Here is a 25,131-nt window from a genome sequence, read left to right as displayed (position 1 = left end):
AATTACCCTGAGGGCGTTTTTTCCGGTTTCTCGGTCAGCGACAGGGCAAGATAGACAGAAATAGCATTAAGCCCGGCCAGAACGATCAATGGAAACAGGACGCTTTGGATTTGCGCCACCAGTCCAAGCACCGCAGCGAAAATGATCCCGCCTATACCTGCCACCGCGTCTGCGAGCGCGACCATATATGGGCGATTAGTGTCAGAGGACATCGAAAGCAGATACAAATACCGTCCTTCAGTTTCCCCACCGATTCCAAAGGACAGAAAAAAGATCGTTGTGGCATAAACCCAGGGGTTGCTGGCCAGGCCGAACAGGTCGAATCCAATCGCCATAAGCGCCGAAAGGCAAGCGATCATAGACGCGCCAGCGATTGTGTAGCGGATCGACTTGCGAACAACCCGGCGCCACAAGATCGCGCCAAGTGCGCGTCCAGCACTTGTTGCCGTAACGAAGATACTCAGGATGTGCGGAGTAGACAGGTGAAATGTAGCCGCATGAATTGTGTAGAATGGCGTCGCCAGTTCGACTGACAAAAAGAAAAGTCGCGCGACGAGGAAGCGGCGGAACCAGGCAAATTGGAGCGCCAGGGACCAACCCCGCGAAACCTGATTGAAAAAGGTCTCTTTCTCCTCGGAAGCCTCCGGATTGCTAACCTCTTCGGGCGATTTCGTTAGTACAAGTCGAAACATGCAAAAGCACGAAACCAAAAGTGCCAGCACACCCAACCAAAGCAAAACACGATGTCGCTCGAACGGAGTTTCTCCTGTCATCAGCGCTCGTGTGGCCCAAACGAGGACTATCGCTATGATGCAACTTAGTGCCAGTTGCGTGAAGATGATCTGCCCTCGTTCTTCGTCTTCGAGTTCCGACCCGTAGATGTGGTTACTGCCCAAGGCCCAGATTCCGTAGCAACAGCCAACTACCAAGGCGACCAGCACAAACAGCACCATGACGACCCCATTGGGAAGTGCCGCACCCGACAACGCCAAAACGACTAGGACCAAAGCAATGACAAGGTTGGGAAGGATCATCGCCTTTTTGGAGCGTTCCCCCACGCGCACATACGGAGACATCACGGCTTCAGCAACAATACGAGCACCCTTTACACATGGAAGAAGCAGCCCCGCGAGAAATTGGGGAGCCCCAAGCGCCAGATACAAAAATGGAAGCACAATGCTCGGGCTGGCGAGAATATCGGACAAGGAATCCGCAATGCCACCCCAAAGTAGGTACGCGCGGTTCTTTTTCCCCGTTGAACCCGCTGGCTTGTCTGAGCCACTCATCGCGCTGAACTTTTTGCCATAGATTGTGCCTCGACCCGCTGGCTTGCATTGCCGATCTTGATATCATCATACACGTAGTTTTTGCGAACTTACCCAATGGAAGGAGGATCAACCAACATGAGTGTTGCAGACCTGTTTGACACCGCCATTGCCCGCCTCGAAGCGCAGGACAAAAAAGCTTTCAATCCAAAGTTTGGCGTTGGTGCATACCGTCACGAGGGCGCGAGCTGCTTGTTTGGCGGTATGATCGAAGATGAATTCTACGAACCCACAATGGATGCGCATCACGACGAGTTGGGCAACGTCGTTGCGCAATCGCCTGCGCACAAAGCACCGGTGCTGAAAGCGATCCAGTCTTCTACCGGTGTAAATCTGCTTGATCGTCTGACCGTTGAGGATATCCAAACCATTCATGAAATACACGAAGTGGAGTGGCGACCAGGGCATTCCTTCAGGGACCTCCTGCCATCCAGGATTTCAGCCAAGATATGGTCCACGGCCTCCAGCAAATAAAATTCGTTGATTCATTGTATCCTGTTCGACGTAAATCTGGTTAATTGCAAATTTCGCTCGCGCAGCGAACGGCAGGAAAGAGGGCTGCGGTCGCAGTATCCAGGTGCTCAGCTGAGTGACCGCTTTGGGCCGTCTCCTAACAAGTTGTGGAAAAAATCACGGTATCACCTTAAATATCAGTGCTATCGCTCAGATTGTACCAAGTTGGCTACGCCAATTCGCTGACAATCGACTTCAGATGGCGCATGTCGGTACCGCAGCATCCTCCAAATACTTGGATCGACGGATTCTGCCTCGCAATCGCGGCAATCTGCTTACCAAGTTCAATTGGATCGCCTTCGTCCAGCTCATCTGCTTCGTCAAGTTCCGCATGCGAGCAACTCGAAGCGTTCGCCACCATGCCTCTCAGCCGGGGGTGGTTGCCAAGCGCTCCGGCGAAATGGGTCGGATGAGCGCAGTTGACCATAAAAAACAGCGCCGCCGAGTCGGTTGCCTCGTCGATCTGATCAATTCCGTCCACAAGTTTGGTCCCGTCCGCCAGACACCCGTCCGTTTCGACAACCAGAGACATGATGATCGGCAGATCTGCGTCTCCGGCGGCGAGGATGCATCCCGCAGCCTCACTTGAACGGTTGAACGTATAAGCGGTGACCAGGTCGACGCTTGTGTCTTTCAGGCTGTGCATTTGTGCGGCGTGGTATTGGCGTGCATCTTCGACCGTCACCGGAGGGATGTCGGCGTAAGGATCATAGCGCGGGCCGATACAGGCCGACACCAGTATATCATTGCGAGCGGAAGCTTGGCGCACGTCTTCCATTAGACTGACCGCGTCTTTGTTCACCTCAACGAGCCGTTCTGCATCGTACCCCAAAGGCGCTGCCCGGTCGGCGTTCGCCATCCATGTGGGCGCATCAAGGATGCATCCGACACTCATTTCACCGGCGAGATCGACAAGTGCCTGCATTTGACCAGCCAGTATTGCCCTGGTGTCAGGTTCTTCCAGCAATGGAAACGACGCGAAACCGGGTAGCTCAACCCCATGATTAAATATCAGGTCTGTGCCAGTGCCGGCATAAACCAGAAAGGTCTTGTCACCTTCGAGTGGGAACTGTCGCGCCATTCTGATCCACGCCTATTGCTGTCAAATCTTCATAGAAATCTACATTGTCTTGGGTCTCCTGTGAACCTTAGGGCGACGACAGGGTGTCTTCCCTGAGCATGACCTCATCTGGCCGGGCAACTGGCAACCGCAGCGAAATTCTTTTTCTGCGGGCTGCACCGCAGCGTCATCAAGCCCTTGCCGATGCCCGATTTGGTCCGCCATCAATTGGCTGGAACCGCGTAACCCCGTACACCATTAGTGGTGGGTCCGCAGAGTTATTGCTGATTGTAAATGCTTTGAAGGCCCTTAAGATGAGTGGCAATCTTTGGAGGACCAGATGAGAGTCCTACGGATTAGCCTGCTTTTGGCGACACTCGGTGTTCCCGCCAGTGCTGACGAGCAACGCATCGAAATCAACAATGTCTACCCTCTAAATCAAGAGAACTTTGACCTTGGGGATCACATTTTTCACCTAACAGACAATCGGGGTGGTTTCGAAGTAATTGAGGGTCCAATGGATGATGGGCCTGCCAGATGTTTGGGTTCTGGATTTGGATTTGAAGACGGCACCAACTCAATCAATGGAATATGCGTTTTCGGTGAAGGTGATGACACTTTTATCATGCGATGGAAGGCCGGGGAAAAAGGCGAGGCAAACACTTGGGAAATCGTCACCGGGACGGGGCGCTACGAAGGAATGACTGGCAGCGGCATAGCGACAACAGATATCGCCTCAGCATACCAAGCGCTGCCCCTGAGGCGAACTCATATTGTCGGAACCGTGGAAATCCCGGACTAAGACGGCAGCGGATCTAGTATCTGTCCAGTTTCGATTGGTCTCGAACTAATTCGGTCTTAAGTGGCTTTTGCGGCTTGGCCTCAATCCTTCCGGGATAACTTGCATTAGTGCGGCGTACGTCCGCTTAGTCCCACGAAATGTGAGTTCGTGTATCGTCCGCCAGCACCTCAAACCATCATACCCATGGAGCAAAAGCCGCTGATGCACTAACGATCATTTTGGATCAGTCAGGTGAGGCTGCTCAGCAAAGTGGAATTCTGCACCACCGCCGTCTCAAAAAAGCCCTTTCCGTAATATGGTACGGTCAGACATCGGGAGGGATCCAGATATGCTCGAAAAGGTAACAATCGCATTGTCCATGTTTCTGATTTCGGGGCAGGCCTTTGCGCTTGATTGTGGAGATGTATCCAATCCCTGCAAAATAGACACCGGTGAATACCACATCGCCCTGCCAGATGAATGGCGGGGCGGGCCGGTCGTGATGCACTTGCATGGTTATGGCGGGTCCGGAGCAAAGGTACTTAAAAACAAGCAGTTCGTCGAAACATTCACTGCGCGGGGTTATGCGTTTGTGGCACCGACCGCATTGCCATGGCTGGAAGGAAAACCTGCTGACTGGTCGGTTAGGGATGGGTGGATTACCTATCCCCGCTCTGATGTCAGGTTTCTCCGTGACGTGCTGGCGGATCTCGTGATCCGTGCAGACGTAGACCCGGACCAGGTGCTGCTGACAGGGTTCTCACGAGGTGGTTCCATGGTGTGGGAAGTTGCGTGCCTCGCGCCTGACCTGGCGCGTGGCTATGCTCCTGCGTCCGGTGGCTTCTGGCTTCCCATGACCCAGGAGTGTCTTGACCCGGTACATATGCTTCATACGCACGGTTTCACTGACAAGGTTGTGCCGCTTGAGGGCAGATCAATACACAATGAAGAGTTCGATATCACCATTACCCAGGCCGATGTCTGGGAGGGTCTTTCGTTATGGCGGCGAAGAAACGAATGCCAACACAACGCGACAGAAAACGAAGTGACGGCCAATCTTTGGCGCAAACGGTGGGAATGCGAACACGGTAGTCTTGAACTCTTTTTACACGACGGTGGGCACGGCTATCCAAAGGAATGGGGAACGATGGCGCTCGACTGGTTCGAAAGCCTGGAAAACTGACGAACCACGAAATCACAGCGGTCGGGTGATCGCTCAGCCAAAACTAGCCCATTTGCTCCGAGGCACACCGTGTCGGGTGAACTTCACTTACCCTTAAAGGAAATTGCCCAGATAGCAGCAATGATGACACCGGCGCAGGCGGCGGACACCAATGCGATAGCGCTGAAGAACAAACGCGGCTGGCTGGAGCGGCGGATAATCGAAAAATGAATTCTTATCTGGCCTCTGAGTAAACCACCCGCTGCCATGGATATTGCAAAAAGGCCAAGTGACAGCGCACTGGAACCGCCCCATAGCCGTTGCCATTGCTCATTCTCAGTCACTGACAGCAGTAAACCGGTTAGGACAAAAAAGCGCTGCGAAGAGCCACATCAGATAGGTAGAAATAATCAACCCGGTGACCGCACGCCTTGGTCAATCCAGTAGTTGACCAATGCAGTTTCCGCTAACTCACCGAGATCAGGATGGTCGCTAAAATAGTACAGAAACCTCAACACGGCCTCGTTCTGTGCAGGCGTCAATTGGTTGAACTTGGACTTCCTGAACTCATGCAGCAGTTCTTTCGATGTGCCGGGGTCGAGTGCAAGTAGGATGCTTTCACTGGCATATTCCGGACTGTCTGAATTTCGCAGAGTCCAAAGCAGATACGCGGGCAAATAATACTGAAAGGCCTTGGCGCTGAAGGCAGTGGGGGCTGCGTACCCGTATACGATCATTTGATCGGTCATCTCATGCCATTTGACCCCTCCATAGAATTCAAGAATATCCACGTCATCCATACTTTCGGGGTGAAGAAGTTCATCATCAGCAGGTGGATCAAGGCCGTCAAATGCAGCAGTGATCCGGGTTGCAAGAGCTTCCGTTGTTGTCGTTACCTTTGGCATGGTGACATATTAAACTGGCGGTCTTGTCAGAAGAACTTGGGTTGAGTGGGGCAGGGGGCTTTCGTAGCTTTTGCCCATGACCAAACCTGCCTCCTTCAAATACTTTAAAACCAGCCCCGAGATCATCCGCCTTGCGGTGATGTTATACATCCGTTTCCCACTTTCGCTTCGGAATGTCGAAGATCTGTTGCACGAGCGAGGCATCGACGTGAGCCACGAAACTGTCCGATATTGGTGGAACAGGTTCGGGCCGATGTTTGCTGCTGAGATCAGACGGAAGCGTGTTCAGCAACTGCGCGCGTTCTCCAAATGGAAGTGGCACGTGGACGAAGTTTTCGTGAAGGTAAATGGCAAGCGGCATTATCTTTGGCGGGCTGTTGATCACGAAGGCGAGGTGCTGGAAGCCGTTGTCACCAAACGCCGAAACAAAGCTGCAGCACTGAAATTCCTCAAGAAGTTAATGAAGCGACACGGCAAAGCGGAAACCGTCGTCACGGATCGCTTTGCCTCATACAGAGCCGCGCTCAGAGAACTGGGTGCGCTCGAAAAACAAAGGACGGGCAGGTGGCTCAACAACCGCGTCGAGAACTCGCACCTGCCGTTTCGACGACGCGAACGCGCGATGCAGCGTTTCAGGCGCATGCGAAGTTTACAGAAATTCGCCTCCGTTCATTCCTCCGTCTACAATCACTTCAATCAGGAACGATCGCTCACCAGCCGAGACACCTTCAAGTTGACCCGCAGCGCCGCTCTTACCGAGTGGCGTCAACTTTGTTCCGGATAGGTTCACGGTTTCCGCGGCAAACTGAGACTGGTTCGAATTCGTCTGACAGCACCCTTTAGATTGTTGTCCTAATTGAGGCAAATTTAGGTACAGAGCATTTTTGGGCTACGTCAGCCAACGTAAACGCCAGGGAATATGGGCAATACGAAATCCAATTATCCAGATGACAATTGACGAACTATTGGTCGACTAATCTCATTGTCCGAGCAAAACCTACCATGCGAGCTTCAGCGCTGCTTTCGTTTGACCGAAATAATGCATCCAGAATGTTTTGGATGCCTTGCAGGCACATCCCGTGCCATTGCGTCCACGTTTCCCAGGTGCCGTAACGCTCCGTTGTTCAGCAACACGCCTCGCCCAGCATCATAACGGCGCTGTCCAAATCCGCTGGCAACGCATTCCCAGTCTTCCTTGGCCGCCGCGTTGCGGAATCTCGGTAGGTCGTGCGGGTCATGTCGTCCAGGTGTTGCTGCGACGTGATCGTGTTTCTTCGCATTGCTTTGGTGCGTTAGATGGTGGGTCACTTGTGTTGTGCCAGGTTGCTGGACAGTACCGGTTGTCGGCCTCGGCTTAGGGCGCATGATTGTCACGACGCCTTGTGGCTTCGGATGCCCTGGGACTGCCACGTGAGTTGCCGTCGGTTTTGGTGTCAACTGTGGAACCTGGCCAGGAACCGCCGTGGGAACCTGATTGGGGGTTGCGGTTGGGACAAGCGGTGGTGTCGCCGTAGTACCGCTGGGTTGCGGAACACGGCCGGGCACTGCGACCGGAATCTGGTTTGGTGTTGCAGTTGGGACGAGCGGTGGCACAGCAGTTTGTCCAGTGGGCTGAGGTGGGACCTGACCAGGAACTGCGACTGGTATTTGGTTTGGTGTTGCGGTGGGCACAAGTGGCGGCACCGCTGTTGGGCCGGTGGGTTGAGGCGGAACCTGGCCAGGGGTAGCGACCGGAACTTGATTGGGAGTTGCAGTCGGAACTTGCGACGGCACCGCGGTAGGACCGGCGACCAATGGTGGAACCTGATTGGGAACGGCTGTCGGAACCCGGTTTGGTGTCGCGTTTGGTGCCAAAGGCGGAGCTAGAGTTGGCGCTACTACCGGCGTGGGAACCTGACCAGGAACCGCTATCGGTGTCGCAATAGGAACCTGACCGGGAATTGCGTTCGGGACCGCGCCCGGCGCAAGGACTGGAACAGTAACGGACGTGGGCGTTTGCTGCGTTCCCTTAGGCGGCAACTGATTTGCCACCGGCTGAGTTGGGCCAGTAACTTGATTACCTGCCCCTTGCCCACCAGCCTGCCCGCACCCTTGGCTCGACTGGTGTGGGTTCCCTACACCTCGGCACCACCCGTAGTGATTTCCGCGGGCAAAGACCTGAGTAACGGCCAGTTCTGTAATTAGACAAGTTGCGGTAAGTACAGCAATTCGGTTCAGTTTCATAACATTCTCACCAACTTGTTGTCAGAGCAAGATACGCGCCAGGATCGCCAGAGTCGGTCAAAGGGCCGTCTCTCAAAGGGACACCGACATATCCGGACAGAAATAGATTTTTCTTAAACTCAATGTCCAAACCCAGACCTGTCGACGCCAGTGTAGCATTATCAACTTCGAAACTCGCAGGGTCATTGTTCGAGATGTAACCCACGTCGAAAAAGGCAAAGGGCGTTAAGCGATGTATGCTCTGGGAACTGGGGAAGTAGGAATGAGACACTTCGAAAATCGCGGAAATCCCGGAATCGCCATCCACTTCGTCAAAACGATATCCGCGCAAAGCATAACGATCACCAAGGAAGTACTCTTCGACCGAGGGCAGCCGGTCTGTTGTGTACTGCCCCCAGATCTCGGTTCGCCAAGCTGTGTTGGGAGACAAGCCCGTTAGCGGGCTTTCGTATCCGACGCCGCCTCGTAGATGCCAGAACGAAGAGTCCCCGTCGTCAAAATTCGCGTCTGTCGTGTCGTTGTCATTGTCACCAAAAGATAAGGTTAGCCCCGCTTCCAGAGCTTGTCCCTTTGGATAGTTTTGCCCGTAAAGATATGTAAGGCCAACGACACTCGCGTCACTGGATAGTGGAACGCCACCACTGACTGAGTCCGCTTTTGAAAGGCGATAGTCCAACAGAAGATACCCATAACGGGCCACATCGCGGATCACGGGGTAACCCATCGCGACTGTGAAGTTCTCGCCGTCAATATCTGTTCTCGCAAAGTCCCCCGAGAGGTCACGTTTTGCGTTTATGTTCCCGTAGAAGATCTCACCGTACAGACCATTGCTGTTCAGCGGCGTGCGATACGTAAGAGCGCCCCATAAAGAGTGTTCATCGTCTTTGTCCCAATTGTAATTGCCTGATCCCTCAAATCGCAGCAAATCCCCGACGGTCAGCGTTGAATAAAACTCTTGTACGACATAGAAGCTGAGCGCTTCTCCAAGCTCACGCGGAGGGTTGTCGAGTGTCGCACTACCGGCTTGTTTGCGCAGAGGTTCTCCCAATACCCTCAGCCGAGCACCAGCCTGATCCGGGTAATCAAGTTCGGTCGACACGTCCAAATCGGGTATGTCCTCGGCTAGCATAACCGCCCGCTCAAATCGTTTGAGAGTTATTGGATATGCGGTGGTGAGGGGCTGAAAAATCTTCTCTAGTGTTTTGAACGTGCGAGTATCTACGCCTTCAATTTCGATGGTTTGAATGCGCCCTTCATCAACAACTATGCTCTGCCCATCGGGACCAGGCCACGCCTCAGCCAAGAAGTAGCCGTCTTCTCGGTAGATCTGAGTGATCGTTGATGCGACCTCCACCGCTGTAATGCGCCCTGATCGATCAAAGGCCAACTGACCGGCAAAAGTTAACAGCTCATCCGCATCATACACCGTTACGCCGCTGACCGAGTGCTGGGATGCGATGTCCCAGGTTTGGGCAATGCTACTTCTTGGAACTGATGCAGTGGCCACAAGAGTGCAAATGATCGCAAAAACAACTGATCTGAATACGCGCATTTTTGACAACCTTAAAGTGACTGAGCATGTTGAAGTCCAATGTTATTATGTGGTTCGCATGTGTGAACCTGACGCTACTCGAATGTATTGATGGGTGATGTTTTTAAGAAACACAGTGAACAGAACGCAGATTTACTTATTACGCCGCACATACGACGGCGCTGAATTACACAAACCGGCTTTTCAACAAGTTAGAGTAGAGAACTAGTAGGACAGTCCTCACAATTCCGGTTGCTCAAAAACATAAAGCCGCGATTTCTTGGCATCGTCTGTTAGGACATAGAGAAGCCCTTTGGTCTCATCGAGAGCGATTCCTTCGGGATGTTTAACTTCCTTTTGTTTGCCATCTTCTGTGAACGTCAAACTGATAGACTTTACGGACTTGGACTCTGGATTGTAGACGAAGATTTGACGGCCTTTGTCACTTACAATCCAAAGAGAACGTGAGGACGGGGACCATGCTAGGCCGCTCAAATCCAGTTCATCATCATCTACACGCTCGGAGATAAAACCTGCATCGCGGGCTAAAGGAATGATCTCAACAATTTCGTCTAGCGCTGGTGATACGACCATTAACAACCTTGGTTGTCCTTCAATGCCAATGAAGACCCGCCCCGATTCCGGGTCAACAGCGATACCTTCGGGTCCCTTGTTTAATGGGTTGCCAACGAGTAATTCAGCGGCGGCCGAGTAACCTTTAAGAGATGTGAGAGGTATTGTTGTCAATTGAATGGGTTCGGTTGGGTGAACGACTAGAATTGATCGGTCAGTTTCCTGAAGCACCAAAACAGACCCATCCTTTCGAGGTGCAACACCCTCCAAATCTGATCCTGCCAATGCTGGCAACTTGAAAGAGTTTCCTAATACCCCGTCGACTCTGAGTAGGTGCAGTTTAGGTTCGGCATCACTTACAGACCACAAGAAGCCTTCAGCGTTAGACATTGCCAAACCGGAAGGCTCTGAAAATCCCTCTGATTTGTCTGCCACCTTGAATTTATCGACCAGAACCAAACCAGCACTTTCGGCGTAGGCAAAATTGGTCCAAGGCAAGAAGGCTGCCGCAACCGAGCTGGCCGTAAAAGCGAGTCGTCTAAGTTTGCAGAAACACCGTGAAATTTCAGCTTTTGACGAAAACACTCTGTTTTCTGTCATTGGATTCTCTCGCGCTTGGACTACATCCCTGTATCAGCGTTCGTATCACAGTCCGGATACGATGTCCGAAGAATGCACTGTAATCTCTTTACCTGATCCCGCCTGTTGCGATTGAATTGAATAGGGCACGATGTGCCTTTGGTTAAGCGTAAGCCTTTGGCGTGAGCAGGGAGGAAGACAAGTTGAATACGACCCTCACATTTGTGACCGTGTTGGTGATGCTGCTGTTGCCAGGTGCTGCGGTGTCACAAGTCGACCCTGCGACGATGCTGGCCGGGGCTTCGGGGTCGGAAATCGTTATCGAACGCCGGTGGACGCAGTTTCGTGGCAAACAGGAACTGTATTTCTTTACTCTCGATGTGATCGTCACGATCATTCTGGCTGGCTTGATCGTATATCATCCGGTGAGACGTAAAGCCCGTAGAAGCGTCCGCGACATAGTTATGCCAAGGCTTTTCTTCCTGTATGCGCTTATCGGCATGGCGGTTGGTTTCCTGGTGGTTCAGCACGGGTCAATGATCGGTTTCGTTATCTTTGGTATCGGAGCGTTGCTCAGGTTCCGCTCCAATCTCGATGATCCGGTGGACACTGTCGAAATGATAATCGTGACTGTTCTTGGTCTTGCGGTCGGTTTGGGCTTGCCGCTGATGGCCACACTAGTGGCGGTTGTTTGTTGGTGTTTCATTTGGCTCGGAGGGCGAAACAAGGGTGTGGAAATTTCGCTCAAAGCTTCGGACGAAGAGCACTCATTGAAAGTCACCGGAGCCATTGAAGCCATGGCCACAGAGGCTGGCTGGAAGCTGGTCAGAAAACACCACGTCCCCGGAAAATCTCGGGTTTCATTGCTTTTCATCACCTCGGGTGGACTGACGGAAGCCCGGATCGAAGAGATGATAAATGATCTGGTCCCTGAAAAAGTCGAACTGAAACTCAACCTCTAGTCATTTCACAAGGTCTAAGCGTTTCAACACCGCATTCGGGGATCTGATCTCTTTCGGGAGCGACTTGAAGTTTACCGACCTTTCGAAGTCAGGGCCTCGATATACGGCTATCTCAAACTCTCCGTTCGGCTGGAACGTAACATGAGTGAAGCTGTGAGGTGATCTGGCGCTATCGCCAATAAGCCGCCGCGGACCACCTCCCAAACAAGCTTGAGAGACATAAGCCACACCGTCTTTCCAACCGGGGTAGAAGGCATGATGGTGGCCTGAAAGATGCAGAACAACACCGCTTTCCAGATAGATTTTTTCAAGTGTTGGGTCACCGATGATTTCGCGTTCGCGCTGGATCGCGAACGGCCAAAGTGGGAGGTGACTGAAAGTGACAATCGGGTCTCCGTCTGCACCCAATTCCTGTAACCGGTCCTGCTGGTCACCGGATAGGGGTCCTAGGGTCGTTGCATCCAAAGACGCAAACGTAATGCCCTGCATCTCAAATGCGTAGAAGAACGGGTAGTCATCTGAAACCAGGAAGTCGACGCCTGGTTTTCTCGGCGTCCATTCCTCTGCGTATATTTTCCTTTCACGCTCGAACCCTCGGTAGGCGGAGGCATCATGGTTTCCAGGTGTGACCGCAAATGGAATGCCGGCAGCCTCTAATGGATCTGATACGACCTCGTGAAACGCATTCCACATATCCCTGACCTGTTTGTCGGACAAGTTGGGAATGCGCTGTCCCGCAACCATATCTCCGGTCGAAATAACCAGATCTGGATCAAACTCGATTATGCGCTCAATCGCCTTGTCGACGCGGGCATCGTATCTTACCGAACCATAGCTTCCATTCAGATCCGATATGACGATGACATCCAATGCCGCCGCTTTGCAGGCGAGCAGAGCGGTCCAAATACACACCGCAATAAGAGCAGAACACCTACGGTACATAACAGTCCACAGCCTCTACCTCGGTGCCGTTTCTCAAAAAGAATGCGACAGGATCCAAGTCGAACATCAAATCGCCATTTGAGCAATTGCTCTGGAGAATGGACGTTGCCAGCGCAGTATTTTTGACAACTTGTGCAATCTGACTGCCTGACAAACCAAAGCTTTGCGATAGCCAGTCATAGACTGGGCCTTGGGATTGAAGGTCACTATTCAATGCAACCAAGCGCCGATACGTGCTTGGAGAGAAGTGGCGAATTTTCTCCAGCATTTGAGTAGATTTCGCGAAGTTGGCGTATTCGACACGCCCACCAGCATCGTTGTCGTTTAGATTGCTGCGACGGATCAATAATGCGTCGTCGGGAACGTCTCCATCGTTTGGCTCATGGTGCTTGGCTTTCTTATGCTTCAGCTTTCCGTCTTCGACCCAATACCAATAGGGTGTGAAGTCTATGTTTCCTACGCGGTCCTGCTGGCTAAAGATGAAATCGAGGAGTACAATCTCGGTAAGTTCTTGCATCCAAAATGCCATCTGTTGGTCGCTGACATCGGGACCGAGATCCTTGTTGATCATCCGGTCTCTTCGACCTTCTCCAACGCCCTCTACAATGGCCTCTGGCAAGGGTTTTGAAGAACGCAAAGCCAAGAAAGCAGGAGTTTCCTGAAAATCGCGGTTCTGACCTTTCCCCCAACCAGATTTACGGGTGCCGTTGATTTCCGAGCCGTATCGATGCCCAGGGCTATCAAGCAGCGCACCGTATATTTGCGTTCGATCTGCGGTGAACAGATCGTCGGTTGGCTGGTACGAGTTCGGGTCGGCATCCGCAGCCGCGAAGACCCGCCAGCCTTCGTGGTTCATGCGCCCACCATGAGAGCCGCCAGAAATCGCAAGGCCGGGCTCTGCGACCTCGGAAAAGTGCGCCTGGGCGTCCATGCTACGCCAAACGGCGACTGGAACTTTTACAGTCGTGTCGAAATATCTGGAGAAATGATAGTAAAGCAGCGACGAGGTGGAAAAGGTTCCACTGGTGCCCTTTTGGTTCATGGTGGATTTGAATTTGGCCACCCTGTCCTTGGCCAGATCTTTCGCCGCCTTCCCCTCTTTGCAAGCGTTTCTCTCGAACTCAGTACGGTTCCCTGTGTAGGGTCCTTCCGAAATATCGTACACGGCCATTCCTGGGCTGGTACTCCAGGTTTTTGGGCAAATAGCAATTTCGGAGGCATAGAAATCGATCTCGCAATAGGCCGTTTCTTCCTCAAGATCGCTTTTCTTATACTCGCCCGTTGAAACTTTTTCGATCCGAATACAGCGTTCAGTAACGCCGTTGGGACTATCAAATGTCGTGGCTTCACCGAGGACATCCTCGTTCGCCCACAAGACGGTGGGTGCAATGAAAGCAAGTGACCCCAGAAGAATGAACTTCATTTGGATAGTTCTCCCAATATCATTTGGGGCAAATCGCTGCCTTTTGTTCGGTAGAGATCTTCAAATTGGGGTCGACACTGAAGTTGGAGAACTTTGAGTCAATCCACTGGTCACACCCGCCTGAACATGGGGCCCCGTTTCGGGCCTCATTCCAATATTCCTTGGCCCTTTCTTCTGTCCAACCGCAAAACTGAACGAGCGCCATCGCCGACAATGCACCTGAGGAATGAACGCCCCACATGCAGTGCACCAGAACAGGGCCCTTTCCAGGGTTTTGAATCACCTCGTGTATGGACGCCATGACAGCACTGGGTCGGGAGGATCTGGCGCTTTGATAGTCGAAAGATCCGTTTCCGCAACTTGTGCGGCCGTATTCGGTGTTCTTGCCGAAGTCTGCGTAAAACCCGGTTGAAAACCCTTCATCGCAAAGGGTCTCGCGTTGAACTTTACTCAGACCCGTTCGATCCTTGTCGCCGCCTTTGAAACCAGAGCGATACAATACTCCGCTTAAGACTGGGCGAAAGAAAGCGACGCCATCAACACCTCCGTCGCCACCCTTTGAAAGCATTTGACTGTTGCTTGGGCCACCGTTTCGACTGGTTACGTCAGAATTCGCCGCGGTTGCCAGAGCACCAATGAATATGAGGGACGTCAAAAACCGCATGCCAGCTCCTTTCTATTTTTCAGCCTGTTATGCTCAAACTCTTCCTACTTGGTAATCTATTGGAGCGGCTCATTCTCAACAGCCGTATCAAGTGCGGGATAGACTTTCCGACCTGAAGCTTTAAATCGGCCACACCAGATTGATGATAAAGACGACCACGAAGTAGGCCAGAAAAACTTTCCAGTTCCATTGGTGTTTGCTTTCTTCGTTGATCACGCCGGACGACTTCAATGCCAGGTTTGTGACAATCAGAGCGACAACGATGACCGCCGCATGTGCCAGATCAAAATGCAATCTTAAGCTCCCTTTTGCAGATGTTTGATTTATGAAAAATGTGTCAGCAGTCACCTGATGGCAGCATAGCTACATCTGAGTACCTTCCCTCAGATGTCGTGATCCGAGCACATGCACCAGTATCCGTGTTAAACCAGTACGAGGTGAGCCCTTCGCTTCGGATGAGTTCAAATCCGAGACTCTGGATGCCCATTTCAGCCTGTCCCGCTCTTGCCCCTTCAAATGACGAAAGATCGCTAGAGCTGCCCACAGTTGGTGCACTTGCATCCACTGATCCGCCACTCTCGTCGCATGCTGCAAGCGCAGTAATACACGTCGTGCCGATCACCAATAGGACCTTGGGATTCATCTGTGTTTCCCTCGCTTTTTTGGACTTGCGTTCCAGGGTTTCTGATTGATCACCTATTCAATTCCGAAAATTACGTTGTAGTCGACGGAAGAGTTGCTGCGATTGATAACTTCCACAACATGATCACCGGATTGCCAAAGCTGTCCTCGATACTCCTTGTCCGCCGACATCAATCCCAACAGTTCAGAACCATCGGGGTTACGAATGACGTAGTCCAAGGAGCCATTTCGCGGAGCAACGCGGACGTAAAGGAACTGTTCGTTCTTTGCACCGAGAAGGTATTGCTGCGACGCTCCGGGCGCGAGTTGGCCGACAAGTTCGGCGCCAGTGGAACCGACATCGAATTTGACACGCTGGCTACCGGTAGAACCGGCGACGCCTGCAATGGCTCCACCGCCATCATCCATCGCCTCGACAACCGACATCTCTCCAATGCTTCCATCCTTGTACGCGATGCAGCGCCAAAGTGTTCCACCTGCATCTCGTAGCATGACGAGCGTACCTGCTTCCGAGAACTCTGAGCTTTCTATCGTACCTGATTGACCGTCTGGTCCTCCAACCTGCCGTAATTGGTCGATACACGCGTCATCGGCTTCTGACATTGCAAAAGCAGCAGTGCCCGCGATTGCGAACATGGGAGTGAGGAGTTTGAGTAAAACGAGTTTCATCAGATGGTTCCCTGTTGGCTTGTCCTTACAGTTTTGTTCCGTACTAAGCGGAACCTCACTTTGCATCCCTCAACTTTGATAGAAACTCATCGCATGCCTGTGCGCTGCCGACGACCTCGTCTGTCGTTTCAATTCCTTGCAGTGATGCCATCTCGGAATTTACGCGATTGAGGATCTGATCCGCTTGCTCGGGGGTGATCAGGTTCTCTGCTTGTGCTCCTTTCAATGTGGTGCAGACACCGGCGGACAAGCCTGTCGCAACGCCGACACCCACTGCGGCCCCGCCACCTAAGGTCATCGCCCCAACCACGCCGAGGACGAGCCCGATCACAATACCCAAGATCACTTTTCCCATGTTTTCCTCCCTTTTGGTGAGAATAAGCGCGGCTTTCACTACCGGCGCAAACCATGTGCCCATCTGCAAATCAAGACCAGCGCTAACAGGTTGAGCACCGGTGCGAGCGCCGCGAACCACGGTTTGGCCGACTCTGAGATCGAGTCCGCTACAAGTATCCAAGGTAGTCCCAACGGCAGAAGGAACACCCCGGACAAAGGGTCTCTTTCCTGTCCCAACCAGCCAAATGTGCCCGTCAAGAATGCAATCAACGCCAACAGGTAAAGGATCGCGAATACAATGATAGTGGTTCTACAAACCAAGTCGAGCCTCAGCAAATCAAGCCAGTGCTACGCAGCCGTTTTCGGCTACGCAGCAGACTGGTCACAATGCGCCTTCGTCGCCCAGGAACTCGATACCAGCTGTCGTGCCATCACTGTAAGCAATGCAATTCCAAGGAGCACGATCCTCGCCAACGCCTACAGTGACCTGTGTCCCCGCCTCGCTAAACGCGGATGAGAGCACCACGACTTGCGAATTGTTCGTTGTGCTGGCTACATCTCGCAAACACGCCTGCTGAGCGGGTGTGAGTTCGGCGGACGCACTGGATGTACTCGTATCGTCGCAGGCCGCAAGCAGTGCGAAACAAGTTGCGCCCGCAATCATCACCATCTTTTTAGACATTTTCTTCTCCCTCTGGTTCCGTTGAAATTGGTGAAATTGGATGGCTTGTTTGAAGTTCTCGCGTCGGAGCAGGCTATGAAACATACTTCGGCCCTGTAACTTCCCTTCCCAACAACTTGTCGCGGGGGGTGGCGGGCGGAGCTATATTACTTTGACAACCGAGACCGCCGACAACGTGTGAAGGCTGAATGACGACAATGGCAGAAGCTCGAGCGAATTCTGGAGGTAGGCCGAGTACACTAAGTATAAGCATCGCGTCCTCCCAACGCTCAATCATTGTAAAGTGCCTTCCGACCGCCAGCACTCACTCCAGCGGCCGGTAGGGCCCGACAAGTCGGGCGACAGCGATCACAACGGAGGTAAAATGAAAGTTGTGTCAAATTCACATGTTTGAATCTAATTTTTAATAAATCAACATTTTTTCCGCGCGTAAACTTCATTACGCTCTCGTACGATAGGCGTCTGCCCTCAAACAAAAAGGTAGGTGGGAGCACCCATGAGGGCGAATGTGTTCTTTTGGGTCGGCGAGGCGTTCTGAGGTCGCGCAGAAACCAAGAAAGGATTGAAAATGGGTTTTGTTGAAGCCGTCAAAACGTGTTTCTCGAAATACTTCCAGTTCTCCGGTCGGGCTATGCGCTCAGAATACTGGTGGTTCTTCTTGTTTGTGGTTCTCGTGAGTTCTGCTTTAGCTGTGGTGGATGCGATCATATTCGGGACCAACCCAGAAACAGGGCAAGGATCTCGAGTTCTGTCCTCTGTTTTCCAACTGGCCGTTATCATCCCTATGCTGGCCGCCGGTTGGCGGAGGTTGCATGATACAGGGCGACCTGGCTGGTACTTGCTGCTGCCGATGGCGCTCAGCACTACAACGCTTTTTGTTATGCTGGGTGGCGTGGCGTTCTTCTCGGCATTGGAGCAAGGGGCCGAAAACCCCGATGCATTGCGAGGACCCGCGGCAGTTTTGGGCGTGACCGGTATTGTTGTTGTCTCAATTCTTCAATTGGTTCTGTCCATCCTGATGATCTGGTGGCTGACGCGACCTTCTCAAGAAGGCGCAAACGAATACGGCGCACCTGTTTCCTGACCTGGTTGCGCAGGCAGCGGGTCAGAATCTCTGCTGAATGACAGTTCGATTCTTAATACCAGGGAGAGAGAAAATGAGTTTCAAGCTGATTCCCATTGGAACGCTACTGATGGCTATGGCGACCACAGCATCAGCAGAATGGTCGTTCAGTTCCGGGCCTAATCCCAATGCATTTATTCAGACTGGAAACATGACATTGGAACTTCAGTGTGACCGTATCCGCTTTGCTCCGGCTGGATACGAGGACAGCCAGGACATTGTGGACAAACAAGGGCTTTCCATTCGTTTTTTGAAGAACGGCACCACCGAAGTTGGGGCATTTCAGGTTGGCGCAGAAAACGCTGCCGTGCAGATCGTCGACAACTATCCCGTCGAGGTCAGTTTCAATAGTCAAGAGGACTATGGTTTTGTACAGGACCAGCTTGCAGCCAATGCATCCGTTAATCTGTCCATGATTGATCAAGATGTTAGCTACGGAATCTTTGACTTGAAAGGTTCCAGCGCGGCAATTCAGTCCCTTCGTTCCGCCTGCGATTCAGGTGCTAGCCAGGGGGCCTCCTACGAACCCCCCGAAGGCATCGTCTATTGTGGTGGCGGAGCGGTGGAGCGAGTCATCGAACCTGTAATTTTGGACAATCCGGAAGGAGAGTGGGACGCGCGAGTAACGGTCAACGGCGAGTCGATCAGAGCCATGACAGCCTACAGCTTTTTCGGAAACTCTGAGCCGCCGACCGGATTTGTTGTCGCCCTGCTTGGGGAAGACAGGTCCGAGTTTCTAATTTTTAGCGAAGGTTCGGCAAACTGGCTGGAATACGGGGACTACAGGTATGATCAGTGCAATTGATGCCACCCTCCAACCGGCTTCCCAATTAGTGGGCCTGTTGAAAGGGTTGGTTTCCGGGATTGTGCTGGTTTCGAGCCCAGTATGGACCTCACCAGCTGTCGCGGCGGTCTTGTCAGAGGAACTTTGCTTGAGCGGGGCAGGGTGGTCGCATAGCTTCTGGCAATGACCAAACCCGTCTCGTTCAAATACTTCAAAACCAGCCCTGAGATCATTCGCCTGGCGGTGATGCTGTACATCCGTTTTCCGCTTTCATTGCGGAATGTCGAAGACCTGCTGCACGAGCGAGGCATCGACGTGAGCCACGAAACTGTCCGATATTGGTGGAACAGGTTCGGGCCGATGTTTGCTGCTGAGATCAGACGGAAGCGTGTTCAGCAACTGCGCGCGTTCTCCAAATGGAAGTGGCACGTGGACGAAGTTTTCGTGAAGGTAAATGGCAAGCGGCATTATCTTTGGCGGGCTGTTGATCACGAAGGCGAGGTGCTGGAAGCCGTTGTCACCAAACGCCGAAACAAAGCTGCAGCACTGAAATTCCTCAAGAAGTTAATGAAGCGACACGGCAAAGCGGAAACCGTCGTCACGGATCGCTTTGCCTCATACAGAGCCGCGCTCAGAGAACTGGGTGCGCTCGAAAAACAAAGGACGGGCAGGTGGCTCAACAACCGCGTCGAGAACTCGCACCTGCCTTTCCGACGACGCGAACGCGCGATGCAACGTTTCAGGCGCATGCGAAGTTTACAGAAATTCGCCTCCGTTCATTCCTCCGTCTACAATCACTTCAATCAGGAACGATCGCTCACCAGCCGAGACACCTTCAAGTTGACCCGCAGCGCCGCTCTTACCGAGTGGCGTCAACTTTGTTCCGGATAGGTTCACGGTTCCCGCGGCAAACTGAGACTGGTTCGAATTCGTCTGACAGCACCCCCAACGGCGTTGTGAATATGTATGCTACCTATATATACAAATTCTCCCCTGTTCTCCACTGCTATGTTAGCGTTATCGCTTTGAGATTGACGCTTGTTCTCACCGGTTAGTCGGCATCCAGCACAATTTGCGAAGCATTTCATGCTGCCGAACCTATTGGTCTGGCAGCCAAGGAACATACACTGGAGGAAATATGGCCCTGTTGCAGACCATTACCCGTAGAACCGCCTTGCTTTCCGTCGCCGCCGTCGCCCTGACCGCCGGCACAGCGTATGCAGGCGATGTCAAAATTGGCTTTCTGCTGAAAACCATGCAGGAAGAGCGCTACAAGCGTGACCGCGCCGCGTTTACTGCGAAAGCTGAGGAACTGGGCGCCGAAGTTATCTTTGATTCAGCGAACAATGACGAGCTGACCCAGCTGGCTAAGTTTGAAAACATGCTTGCCAAGGGTGCGAACGTCATCGTGTTGCAGCCTGTGAACACCGGTACCGCCGGAAGCATGGTCAGCATGGCAAACAGCGAAGGTGTGCGTGTCGTCGGATATGATTCGATGCTCGTGGACGGGCCGCTGGATGCGATGGTGATGCAAGACAGCTGGGCTGTGGGCCGTTTGCAGGGTGAGGCCATGGTCGAATGGCTACAGGACAAGAACGGAGAGGTGTCCGGCAAGATCGCCCTGATTCAAGGTCAACCCGGCGACTCCAACGCGATTGCCATGAGCAGCGGTGTGTTGGAGATTGTCGAAGCGAACCCGGGGTTGGAACTGGTGACCAATCAGGCGCATGAAGGTTGGTCATCTGAGAAGGCCATGGCAACTGCGGAAAACACGCTAACCTCTAACAGCAACAGCATCGACGCATTTATCGCCAACAACAGTGGCATGGCCCGTGGTGTTATCGCGGCATTGGAAGCACAGGGACTGGCGTCATCAGACAAAGTGTTTGTAGCCGGATCTGATGCCGACCTGGCCAATATCCAATATGTTGCGCAAGGCAAGCAAGCCGTTGAAATCTGGAAACAGATCGATCCTCTGGCTGAAACCGCGGCAGAAGTGGCCGTTGCTCTGGCTGCTGATCCGGACACCGCACCCGCCGATCTGGTCGAGGTGGACAAGGTTATCAACAACGGTTTCGCCGATGTACCGACGATTGTCACCCCGATCACGCTTGTGACCCAGGACAACATTGATGACACGATCATCGCTGGCGGCTTCTACTCCAAGGAAGAAGTCTACGGGAACTGATCCTCGGGACGTATTCCTGAAGGAGGGCGTTTCGCCATTTGGCTCCCTATGCGTGTACTCCCCGCGCGCGGCTTCATGGTGCCCTCCTTCCTTAAACTCCTTGCGGCAGGACTGTCGGTCAGAGTGGGGAGTGTCCGAAACACCTTTCTGAATGTGATGGGAAAAAGCATGTCTGAAGTCGTCCTGAAAATGCAGGGTATCATCAAGGATTTTCCCGGAGTTCGCGCCCTGAACAATGTCAATTTCGAAGCCCGCTCGGGCGAGCTTCTGGCGTTGATGGGAGAAAACGGAGCGGGCAAATCCACGCTTATGAAAGTGCTCAGCGGGGTTTGGCCCTATCCAACCTACGAGGGCGATATCTTTTTGCGCGGCGAAAAAGTCCGGTTCGCGAATACGAAAGAGGCCGAGGCGGCCGGCATTGGCATCATCTATCAGGAACTCAACCTGATTCCCGGCTTGTCAGTTGCGGAAAACATCTTTCTTGATCGACAGTTCACCGATGCCAAGGGCAGGATCAACTGGAACCAGACTTTTGCCGAAACCCAGAAGCTGTTGACCGAACTGGGGATCAACGACATTCGCCCGACAGATCTGGTGCAGAACATCACTGTGGGCAAACAGCAGATGGTTGAGATTGCCAAGGCGCTGTCGCTCAAGGCCGAGATACTGGTTTTAGACGAACCGACGTCGGCGTTGACGGATAAGGAGGTCAAGGATCTCTTCCGTATCATCCGCAAGCTGAAAGCCGACGGTGTCTGCATGTGCTACATCTCGCACAAGATGGAAGAGATCGAGCAGATCGCCGACCGGATCGCGGTTCTGCGCGATGGCCAGACGATCGGTGAAGTCACTCCGATCGCGGATATCACGCTGGATCAGATCATCGCCCGAATGGTCGGGCGCGACATCAAGGATATGTTTCCCAAAGTCGATTTCACACCGGGTGAGGTGACTTTAGAGGTCAACGATCTGTCCGTCACAAACCCCGATCTGCCTGGCAGCTATCTGGTCAAGAACGCCAGCTTCGTTGCCCGCAAAGGCGAGATATTGGGCATTTCCGGGCTAATGGGCGCGGGTCGGACCGAACTGGTTGGCGGTGTATTCGGTGCCTATCCGGATCAGACCACCGGTGAGGTAAAGCTGAACGGGCAAAAGCTGGACATCAAGTCGCCGAAAGACGCCATTGATGCCGGCATCGCGTTGTTGACCGAAGACCGTAAGGCGCTGGGTTTGTTTCTCGACAAGTCCATCTCATTCAACACGACGATTTCCTCACTTGAGACGATCAGTTCAAAGGTTCTGGGCATTATCAACACCCAGCAGGAGCGCAAAGTCGTTAAGGAATATGTCGACCAGCTCGGTGTCAAAACACCTTCGATTGACACAGTAATCGGTACGCTTAGCGGCGGAAACCAGCAGAAGGTCATTCTGGGTAAGTGGCTGAACTCACGTCCAGATGTGTTCATCCTGGATGAACCCACACGCGGAATCGATATCGGCGCCAAAGTCGAGATTTACAAGCTGCTGAACGAGTTGGTCCAGCAGGGTGTCACCGTCATCATGATCTCATCGGAACTGCCCGAGGTTTTGGGCATGTGCGACCGGATTCTGGTGATGTGCGAAGGCGAGATCGTGTCGAACTTTGAACGGGACGACGCAAAGAAAGAAGCAATCATGGCGTATGCCACCGGCAGCGCATAAGGGAGGAAGCAAATGAGTGCTGACAGCAACGTTGCAGGTGTTGGCGTCAATGGCGCCAAGGAAAACCACCTGATAAACTTCATTAAGGACAACGCGACGCTGATTGCGTTGATCGTGCTGGTCGTCGGGCTCAGTTTTGCCGACGACGCGTTTTTCACTGCACGGAACCTTAGCAACCTGTCCCGTCAGGTCACCATCATCGGGATCATTGCCGTGGGTATGACCATGGTCATCCTGATTGCAGGTATTGATCTGTCGGTTGGCTCTGTCGTCGGGTTATCAGCCGTCGTCTGTACGCTCATGATGCAATGGGGCGTGCCGACAATATTGGCGGTACCTGCGACCCTTTTGATCGTGGGCGTCGGAATAGGTCTATGGAATGGGTTCTGGATAGCCAAGTTCAACATACCACCATTCATCATAACCCTTGGAATGCTGACCATTGCACGCGGTTTGGCACTGACCCTGACCAACGGCAGTTCTGTACCGGTAACGAGTAATGTGTTTCCGTTGATTGGTGGTGCTTATATCCCGCCGATGATGTCCAGTATCGTGCTGATCGTGTGTGCTGCGCTTGCGGTCTATTCGATCTTCCGGGACGTTCAACAAAGCAAAGCTCACGGCGTCGAAGTGAATATGCAAGAGTTGCTGGTCAACGGGGCCGTAATGATCGGCGGGTTTGCTTTGGCCTTCCACGTGTTCACCAGCTACAAAGGGATCCCCGTTCCTGTCGCGATCTTTGCAGTCATTGCGTTTGCCGGGATCTATACGCTGAACAGCACCCGCTTTGGTCGCCGCCTCTATGCGCTTGGCGGAAACGAGGATGCGGCCCGCCTGTCCGGCATCAACGTCGTCCGCACCAAGATGATTGTTTACACGGTCATTTCGGTACTGTCGGCGCTGGCCGGTATCATTCTGGCCTCGCGTCTGAACGGTGCCTCGCCCAACCTTGGAACCATGTTCGAGCTTGATGCGATTGCGGCCGTTGTTATCGGCGGTACGAGCCTGGCGGGTGGTTCTGGCAAGGTGAGTGGAACCATCATCGGTGCCCTGTTGATCGGCGTCCTGAACAACGGCATGAGCTTGCTTGGTGTGGTCACGTTCTATCAGTTGATCATCAAGGGCCTGATCATCATCCTCGCCGTCTGGTTCGATGTGATGCAGAAGAAATAATGTTGCTGGCCTGCCCCCGGTCCCACGCACCGTGGGCAACGCCAAAATCCCCGAAAACTTGAATGACAGTTGGGAGGTAAACGATGGTCCAGTCCATTTTAGCAACCTTATGCACAAACGGCCTCAGAGTTTTGGGTTTGGCCGGCCTTCTATCCGCATCGCTGCCAATGATCGCGGTAGCGCAGGACAACGCTACAATCGGGTTCCTGCTCAAGACCATGCAGGAAGCCAGATACCAGACTGACAAATCCCTATTCATTGCACGCGCGGAATCCCAAGGCGCAGATGTGATCTTTGATAGCAGCGGCAATGATCCATTGCGTCAGTTGCAGCAGGTTGAGGAAATGCTGGAATCTGGGGTGGACGTTCTGGTCCTGCAACCCGTCAACACCGCAACCGCTGGTGCCCTTGTTGATTTGGCCCACGATCAAGGCGTCAAAGTCGTCGGGTACGACTCGATGCTGCAGGACGGGCCGCTTGACGTCATGGTTATGCAGGACAGTTGGGCTGTCGGGCAGCTTCAGGCCGAAGCGATGGTGGACTGGCTGAATGATACCCGCGGTGAGGTCAAAGGCCGGGTCGCCCTGATCCGCGGTCAGCCTGGTGATGCCAATGCCGAAGCGCTCAGTAGGGGTGTGCTTAAAGTGATTGCCGATCATCCTGGGCTCGAGCTTGTTGCGGATCGCAGCCATGTAGACTGGTCTCCCGATATGGCCAGAGACACTGCCGAGAACCTACTGGTCGAATATGACAACGACATCGATGCGTTCATCGCCAACAACAGCGGGCTTGCCTTTGGGGTTCTGGCAGCATTGTCCGACGAGGACCTGGCATCGGCGGATCAGGTCTTTGTTGCAGGGTCAGACGCTGATCTGCGGAATGTCCAGCTCGTCGCCAATGATGTACAGGCGCTGGAAATCTGGAAGCAAATCAAACCTCTGGCCTATGAGGCGGCGGATATCGCCGTGAAAATAGCGCAGTCTCCGGATGCGGAAGTTGGTGATTTGATCGGAGACCATGCGCTGATTGACAATGGTTTCGCGGAAATCCCAACGGTTATCACCCCTGTTTTCGCAGTGTCAAAAGATACGATCGACAGCACGGTAATCGACGGCGGGTTCTATACCAGCGAACAGATCTATCAGAACTGAAGCTGTTATAATCACGCACACGCCCGTCGGCAAAACAGC

General features: G+C 53.0%; 25 protein-coding genes. 12 read left to right on the top strand and 13 right to left on the bottom strand.

The genetic code is table 11. The annotated features are described in order from the left end of the window. Positions 1 to 2: 2 nt before the first annotated feature. The gene (locus ACR0K1_RS09170) at positions 3 to 1,286 is read right to left on the bottom strand and encodes a hypothetical protein (protein WP_480613230.1); all 1,284 of its coding nucleotides are present in this window, start codon (positions 1,284 to 1,286) and stop codon (positions 3 to 5) included. A 117-nt stretch (positions 1,287 to 1,403) separates the two neighbouring features. Here ACR0K1_RS09170 and ACR0K1_RS09165 point away from each other — a divergent pair, with 117 nt between their 5' ends. Next, positions 1,404 to 1,799, top strand: coding sequence for a hypothetical protein (locus ACR0K1_RS09165; RefSeq protein ID WP_170660738.1), 396 nt, complete (start codon positions 1,404 to 1,406; stop codon positions 1,797 to 1,799). Positions 1,800 to 2,007: 208 nt separating this feature from the next. Here the strand turns inward: ACR0K1_RS09165 and ACR0K1_RS09160 are convergent, their stop codons facing one another. After that, the gene (locus ACR0K1_RS09160) at positions 2,008 to 2,919 is read right to left on the bottom strand and encodes a homocysteine S-methyltransferase family protein (RefSeq protein ID WP_480561245.1); all 912 of its coding nucleotides are present in this window, start codon (positions 2,917 to 2,919) and stop codon (positions 2,008 to 2,010) included. 319 nt (positions 2,920 to 3,238) lie between these two features. Between ACR0K1_RS09160 and ACR0K1_RS09155 the strand changes: the two genes are divergently transcribed. Further along, positions 3,239 to 3,700 (top strand): hypothetical protein, encoded by a 462-nt coding sequence (locus tag ACR0K1_RS09155; RefSeq protein WP_170660739.1) that lies wholly within the window; start codon positions 3,239 to 3,241, stop codon positions 3,698 to 3,700. Positions 3,701 to 4,028: 328 nt separating this feature from the next. Next, a complete protein-coding gene (locus tag ACR0K1_RS09150; RefSeq protein WP_170660740.1) occupies positions 4,029 to 4,862 on the top strand; it encodes an alpha/beta hydrolase family protein in 834 nt (277 codons plus the stop codon). An 83-nt stretch (positions 4,863 to 4,945) separates the two neighbouring features. On the opposite strand, the gene ACR0K1_RS09145 is transcribed toward ACR0K1_RS09150, so the two are convergent. After that, positions 4,946 to 5,185: a hypothetical protein gene (locus ACR0K1_RS09145; RefSeq protein ID WP_170736348.1), complete on the bottom strand. Its 240-nt coding sequence runs from the start codon at positions 5,183 to 5,185 to the stop codon at positions 4,946 to 4,948. Between the two features lie 66 nt (positions 5,186 to 5,251). After that, on the bottom strand, positions 5,252 to 5,746 hold the full coding sequence (locus tag ACR0K1_RS09140) for a DUF6714 family protein (protein ID WP_170517372.1): 495 nt from the start codon (positions 5,744 to 5,746) through the stop codon (positions 5,252 to 5,254). 76 nt (positions 5,747 to 5,822) lie between these two features. Here ACR0K1_RS09140 and ACR0K1_RS09135 point away from each other — a divergent pair, with 76 nt between their 5' ends. Further along, positions 5,823 to 6,530 carry an IS6 family transposase gene (locus tag ACR0K1_RS09135; protein WP_480850162.1) on the top strand — a complete coding sequence of 236 codons (708 nt, stop codon included), beginning with the start codon at positions 5,823 to 5,825 and terminating at the stop codon, positions 6,528 to 6,530. A gap of 1,446 nt (positions 6,531 to 7,976) precedes the next feature. Here the strand turns inward: ACR0K1_RS09135 and ACR0K1_RS09130 are convergent. Together ACR0K1_RS09130 and ACR0K1_RS09125 are read right to left on the bottom strand one after the other, a co-directional pair. Further along, a complete protein-coding gene (locus tag ACR0K1_RS09130) occupies positions 7,977 to 9,521 on the bottom strand; it encodes a ShlB/FhaC/HecB family hemolysin secretion/activation protein (protein ID WP_171712220.1) in 1,545 nt (514 codons plus the stop codon). A 219-nt stretch (positions 9,522 to 9,740) separates the two neighbouring features. Continuing rightward, positions 9,741 to 10,673, bottom strand: coding sequence for an SdiA-regulated domain-containing protein (locus ACR0K1_RS09125; protein ID WP_170790473.1), 933 nt, complete (start codon positions 10,671 to 10,673; stop codon positions 9,741 to 9,743). Positions 10,674 to 10,855: 182 nt separating this feature from the next. Here ACR0K1_RS09125 and ACR0K1_RS09120 point away from each other — a divergent pair, with 182 nt between their 5' ends. Continuing rightward, a complete protein-coding gene (locus ACR0K1_RS09120; RefSeq protein ID WP_480850159.1) occupies positions 10,856 to 11,614 on the top strand; it encodes a DUF4956 domain-containing protein in 759 nt (252 codons plus the stop codon). On the opposite strand, the gene ACR0K1_RS09115 is transcribed toward ACR0K1_RS09120, so the two are convergent. The 7 genes from ACR0K1_RS09115 to ACR0K1_RS09085 all read right to left on the bottom strand — a co-directional run bounded on the left by ACR0K1_RS09115 (position 11,615) and on the right by ACR0K1_RS09085 (position 16,972). Next, entirely contained in the window at positions 11,615 to 12,526 is a 912-nt protein-coding gene (locus tag ACR0K1_RS09115) for a metallophosphoesterase family protein (protein ID WP_480850157.1), read from the bottom strand. It lies immediately after the preceding gene. A 19-nt stretch (positions 12,527 to 12,545) separates the two neighbouring features. Further along, positions 12,546 to 13,979 carry a hypothetical protein gene (locus tag ACR0K1_RS09110; RefSeq protein WP_480850155.1) on the bottom strand — a complete coding sequence of 478 codons (1,434 nt, stop codon included), beginning with the start codon at positions 13,977 to 13,979 and terminating at the stop codon, positions 12,546 to 12,548. Positions 13,980 to 13,998: 19 nt separating this feature from the next. Beyond that, entirely contained in the window at positions 13,999 to 14,643 is a 645-nt protein-coding gene (locus ACR0K1_RS09105) for a protein-tyrosine phosphatase family protein (RefSeq protein ID WP_480850153.1), read from the bottom strand. A gap of 120 nt (positions 14,644 to 14,763) precedes the next feature. Then, positions 14,764 to 14,937: a hypothetical protein gene (locus ACR0K1_RS09100; protein ID WP_170493938.1), complete on the bottom strand. Its 174-nt coding sequence runs from the start codon at positions 14,935 to 14,937 to the stop codon at positions 14,764 to 14,766. Positions 14,938 to 15,339: 402 nt separating this feature from the next. Next, on the bottom strand, positions 15,340 to 15,954 hold the full coding sequence (locus tag ACR0K1_RS09095) for a hypothetical protein (RefSeq protein ID WP_171728198.1): 615 nt from the start codon (positions 15,952 to 15,954) through the stop codon (positions 15,340 to 15,342). A gap of 55 nt (positions 15,955 to 16,009) precedes the next feature. Then, a complete protein-coding gene (locus tag ACR0K1_RS09090; RefSeq protein WP_480850152.1) occupies positions 16,010 to 16,348 on the bottom strand; it encodes a hypothetical protein in 339 nt (112 codons plus the stop codon). Between the two features lie 324 nt (positions 16,349 to 16,672). Continuing rightward, complete coding sequence (locus tag ACR0K1_RS09085) at positions 16,673 to 16,972, bottom strand: hypothetical protein (protein WP_170790054.1); 300 nt, start codon at positions 16,970 to 16,972, stop codon at positions 16,673 to 16,675. A 568-nt stretch (positions 16,973 to 17,540) separates the two neighbouring features. Here ACR0K1_RS09085 and ACR0K1_RS09080 point away from each other — a divergent pair. From ACR0K1_RS09080 to ACR0K1_RS09050, 7 genes are all read left to right on the top strand, one after another. Further along, positions 17,541 to 18,056 carry a DUF805 domain-containing protein gene (locus tag ACR0K1_RS09080; RefSeq protein WP_480850150.1) on the top strand — a complete coding sequence of 172 codons (516 nt, stop codon included), beginning with the start codon at positions 17,541 to 17,543 and terminating at the stop codon, positions 18,054 to 18,056. A 73-nt stretch (positions 18,057 to 18,129) separates the two neighbouring features. After that, on the top strand, positions 18,130 to 18,900 hold the full coding sequence (locus tag ACR0K1_RS09075; protein ID WP_480617518.1) for a hypothetical protein: 771 nt from the start codon (positions 18,130 to 18,132) through the stop codon (positions 18,898 to 18,900). Positions 18,901 to 19,062: 162 nt separating this feature from the next. Continuing rightward, positions 19,063 to 19,770 (top strand): IS6 family transposase, encoded by a 708-nt coding sequence (locus ACR0K1_RS09070; RefSeq protein ID WP_480609418.1) that lies wholly within the window; start codon positions 19,063 to 19,065, stop codon positions 19,768 to 19,770. 247 nt (positions 19,771 to 20,017) lie between these two features. After that, on the top strand, positions 20,018 to 21,067 hold the full coding sequence (locus ACR0K1_RS09065) for a substrate-binding domain-containing protein (RefSeq protein ID WP_480850147.1): 1,050 nt from the start codon (positions 20,018 to 20,020) through the stop codon (positions 21,065 to 21,067). A 168-nt stretch (positions 21,068 to 21,235) separates the two neighbouring features. After that, entirely contained in the window at positions 21,236 to 22,768 is a 1,533-nt protein-coding gene (locus ACR0K1_RS09060) for a sugar ABC transporter ATP-binding protein (protein WP_480609423.1), read from the top strand. Between the two features lie 12 nt (positions 22,769 to 22,780). Further along, positions 22,781 to 23,941, top strand: a complete 1,161-nt coding sequence (locus ACR0K1_RS09055) for a sugar ABC transporter permease (protein WP_217354249.1) — start codon at positions 22,781 to 22,783, stop codon at positions 23,939 to 23,941. Positions 23,942 to 24,108: 167 nt separating this feature from the next. After that, positions 24,109 to 25,092: a substrate-binding domain-containing protein gene (locus ACR0K1_RS09050; protein WP_480850144.1), complete on the top strand. Its 984-nt coding sequence runs from the start codon at positions 24,109 to 24,111 to the stop codon at positions 25,090 to 25,092. Positions 25,093 to 25,131: the final 39 nt, after the last annotated feature.

Source organism: Ruegeria sp. F5, assembly GCF_056533845.1.
Note: the sequence above shows the minus strand (reverse complement) of the source record. Positions and strands in the feature narration are given on the sequence as shown.

What these genes read in the sequence shown, in the direction of transcription:
- ACR0K1_RS09055 (WP_217354249.1), top strand. Translation starts at nt 22,781, where the DNA reads ATGAGTGCTGACAGCAACGTTGCAGGTGTTGGCGTCAATGGCGCCAAG.
- ACR0K1_RS09110 (WP_480850155.1), bottom strand. Translation starts at nt 13,979, where the DNA reads ATGAAGTTCATTCTTCTGGGGTCACTTGCTTTCATTGCACCCACCGTC.
- ACR0K1_RS09065 (WP_480850147.1), top strand. Translation starts at nt 20,018, where the DNA reads ATGGCCCTGTTGCAGACCATTACCCGTAGAACCGCCTTGCTTTCCGTC.
- ACR0K1_RS09150 (WP_170660740.1), top strand. Translation starts at nt 4,029, where the DNA reads ATGCTCGAAAAGGTAACAATCGCATTGTCCATGTTTCTGATTTCGGGG.
- ACR0K1_RS09095 (WP_171728198.1), bottom strand. Translation starts at nt 15,954, where the DNA reads ATGAAACTCGTTTTACTCAAACTCCTCACTCCCATGTTCGCAATCGCG.
- ACR0K1_RS09105 (WP_480850153.1), bottom strand. Translation starts at nt 14,643, where the DNA reads ATGCGGTTTTTGACGTCCCTCATATTCATTGGTGCTCTGGCAACCGCG.
- ACR0K1_RS09140 (WP_170517372.1), bottom strand. Translation starts at nt 5,746, where the DNA reads ATGCCAAAGGTAACGACAACAACGGAAGCTCTTGCAACCCGGATCACT.
- ACR0K1_RS09085 (WP_170790054.1), bottom strand. Translation starts at nt 16,972, where the DNA reads ATGTCTAAAAAGATGGTGATGATTGCGGGCGCAACTTGTTTCGCACTG.
- ACR0K1_RS09075 (WP_480617518.1), top strand. Translation starts at nt 18,130, where the DNA reads ATGAGTTTCAAGCTGATTCCCATTGGAACGCTACTGATGGCTATGGCG.
- ACR0K1_RS09160 (WP_480561245.1), bottom strand. Translation starts at nt 2,919, where the DNA reads ATGGCGCGACAGTTCCCACTCGAAGGTGACAAGACCTTTCTGGTTTAT.
- ACR0K1_RS09165 (WP_170660738.1), top strand. Translation starts at nt 1,404, where the DNA reads ATGAGTGTTGCAGACCTGTTTGACACCGCCATTGCCCGCCTCGAAGCG.
- ACR0K1_RS09170 (WP_480613230.1), bottom strand. Translation starts at nt 1,286, where the DNA reads ATGAGTGGCTCAGACAAGCCAGCGGGTTCAACGGGGAAAAAGAACCGC.
- ACR0K1_RS09060 (WP_480609423.1), top strand. Translation starts at nt 21,236, where the DNA reads ATGTCTGAAGTCGTCCTGAAAATGCAGGGTATCATCAAGGATTTTCCC.
- ACR0K1_RS09135 (WP_480850162.1), top strand. Translation starts at nt 5,823, where the DNA reads ATGACCAAACCTGCCTCCTTCAAATACTTTAAAACCAGCCCCGAGATC.
- ACR0K1_RS09125 (WP_170790473.1), bottom strand. Translation starts at nt 10,673, where the DNA reads ATGACAGAAAACAGAGTGTTTTCGTCAAAAGCTGAAATTTCACGGTGT.
- ACR0K1_RS09050 (WP_480850144.1), top strand. Translation starts at nt 24,109, where the DNA reads ATGATCGCGGTAGCGCAGGACAACGCTACAATCGGGTTCCTGCTCAAG.
- ACR0K1_RS09070 (WP_480609418.1), top strand. Translation starts at nt 19,063, where the DNA reads ATGACCAAACCCGTCTCGTTCAAATACTTCAAAACCAGCCCTGAGATC.
- ACR0K1_RS09080 (WP_480850150.1), top strand. Translation starts at nt 17,541, where the DNA reads ATGGGTTTTGTTGAAGCCGTCAAAACGTGTTTCTCGAAATACTTCCAG.
- ACR0K1_RS09130 (WP_171712220.1), bottom strand. Translation starts at nt 9,521, where the DNA reads ATGCGCGTATTCAGATCAGTTGTTTTTGCGATCATTTGCACTCTTGTG.
- ACR0K1_RS09155 (WP_170660739.1), top strand. Translation starts at nt 3,239, where the DNA reads ATGAGAGTCCTACGGATTAGCCTGCTTTTGGCGACACTCGGTGTTCCC.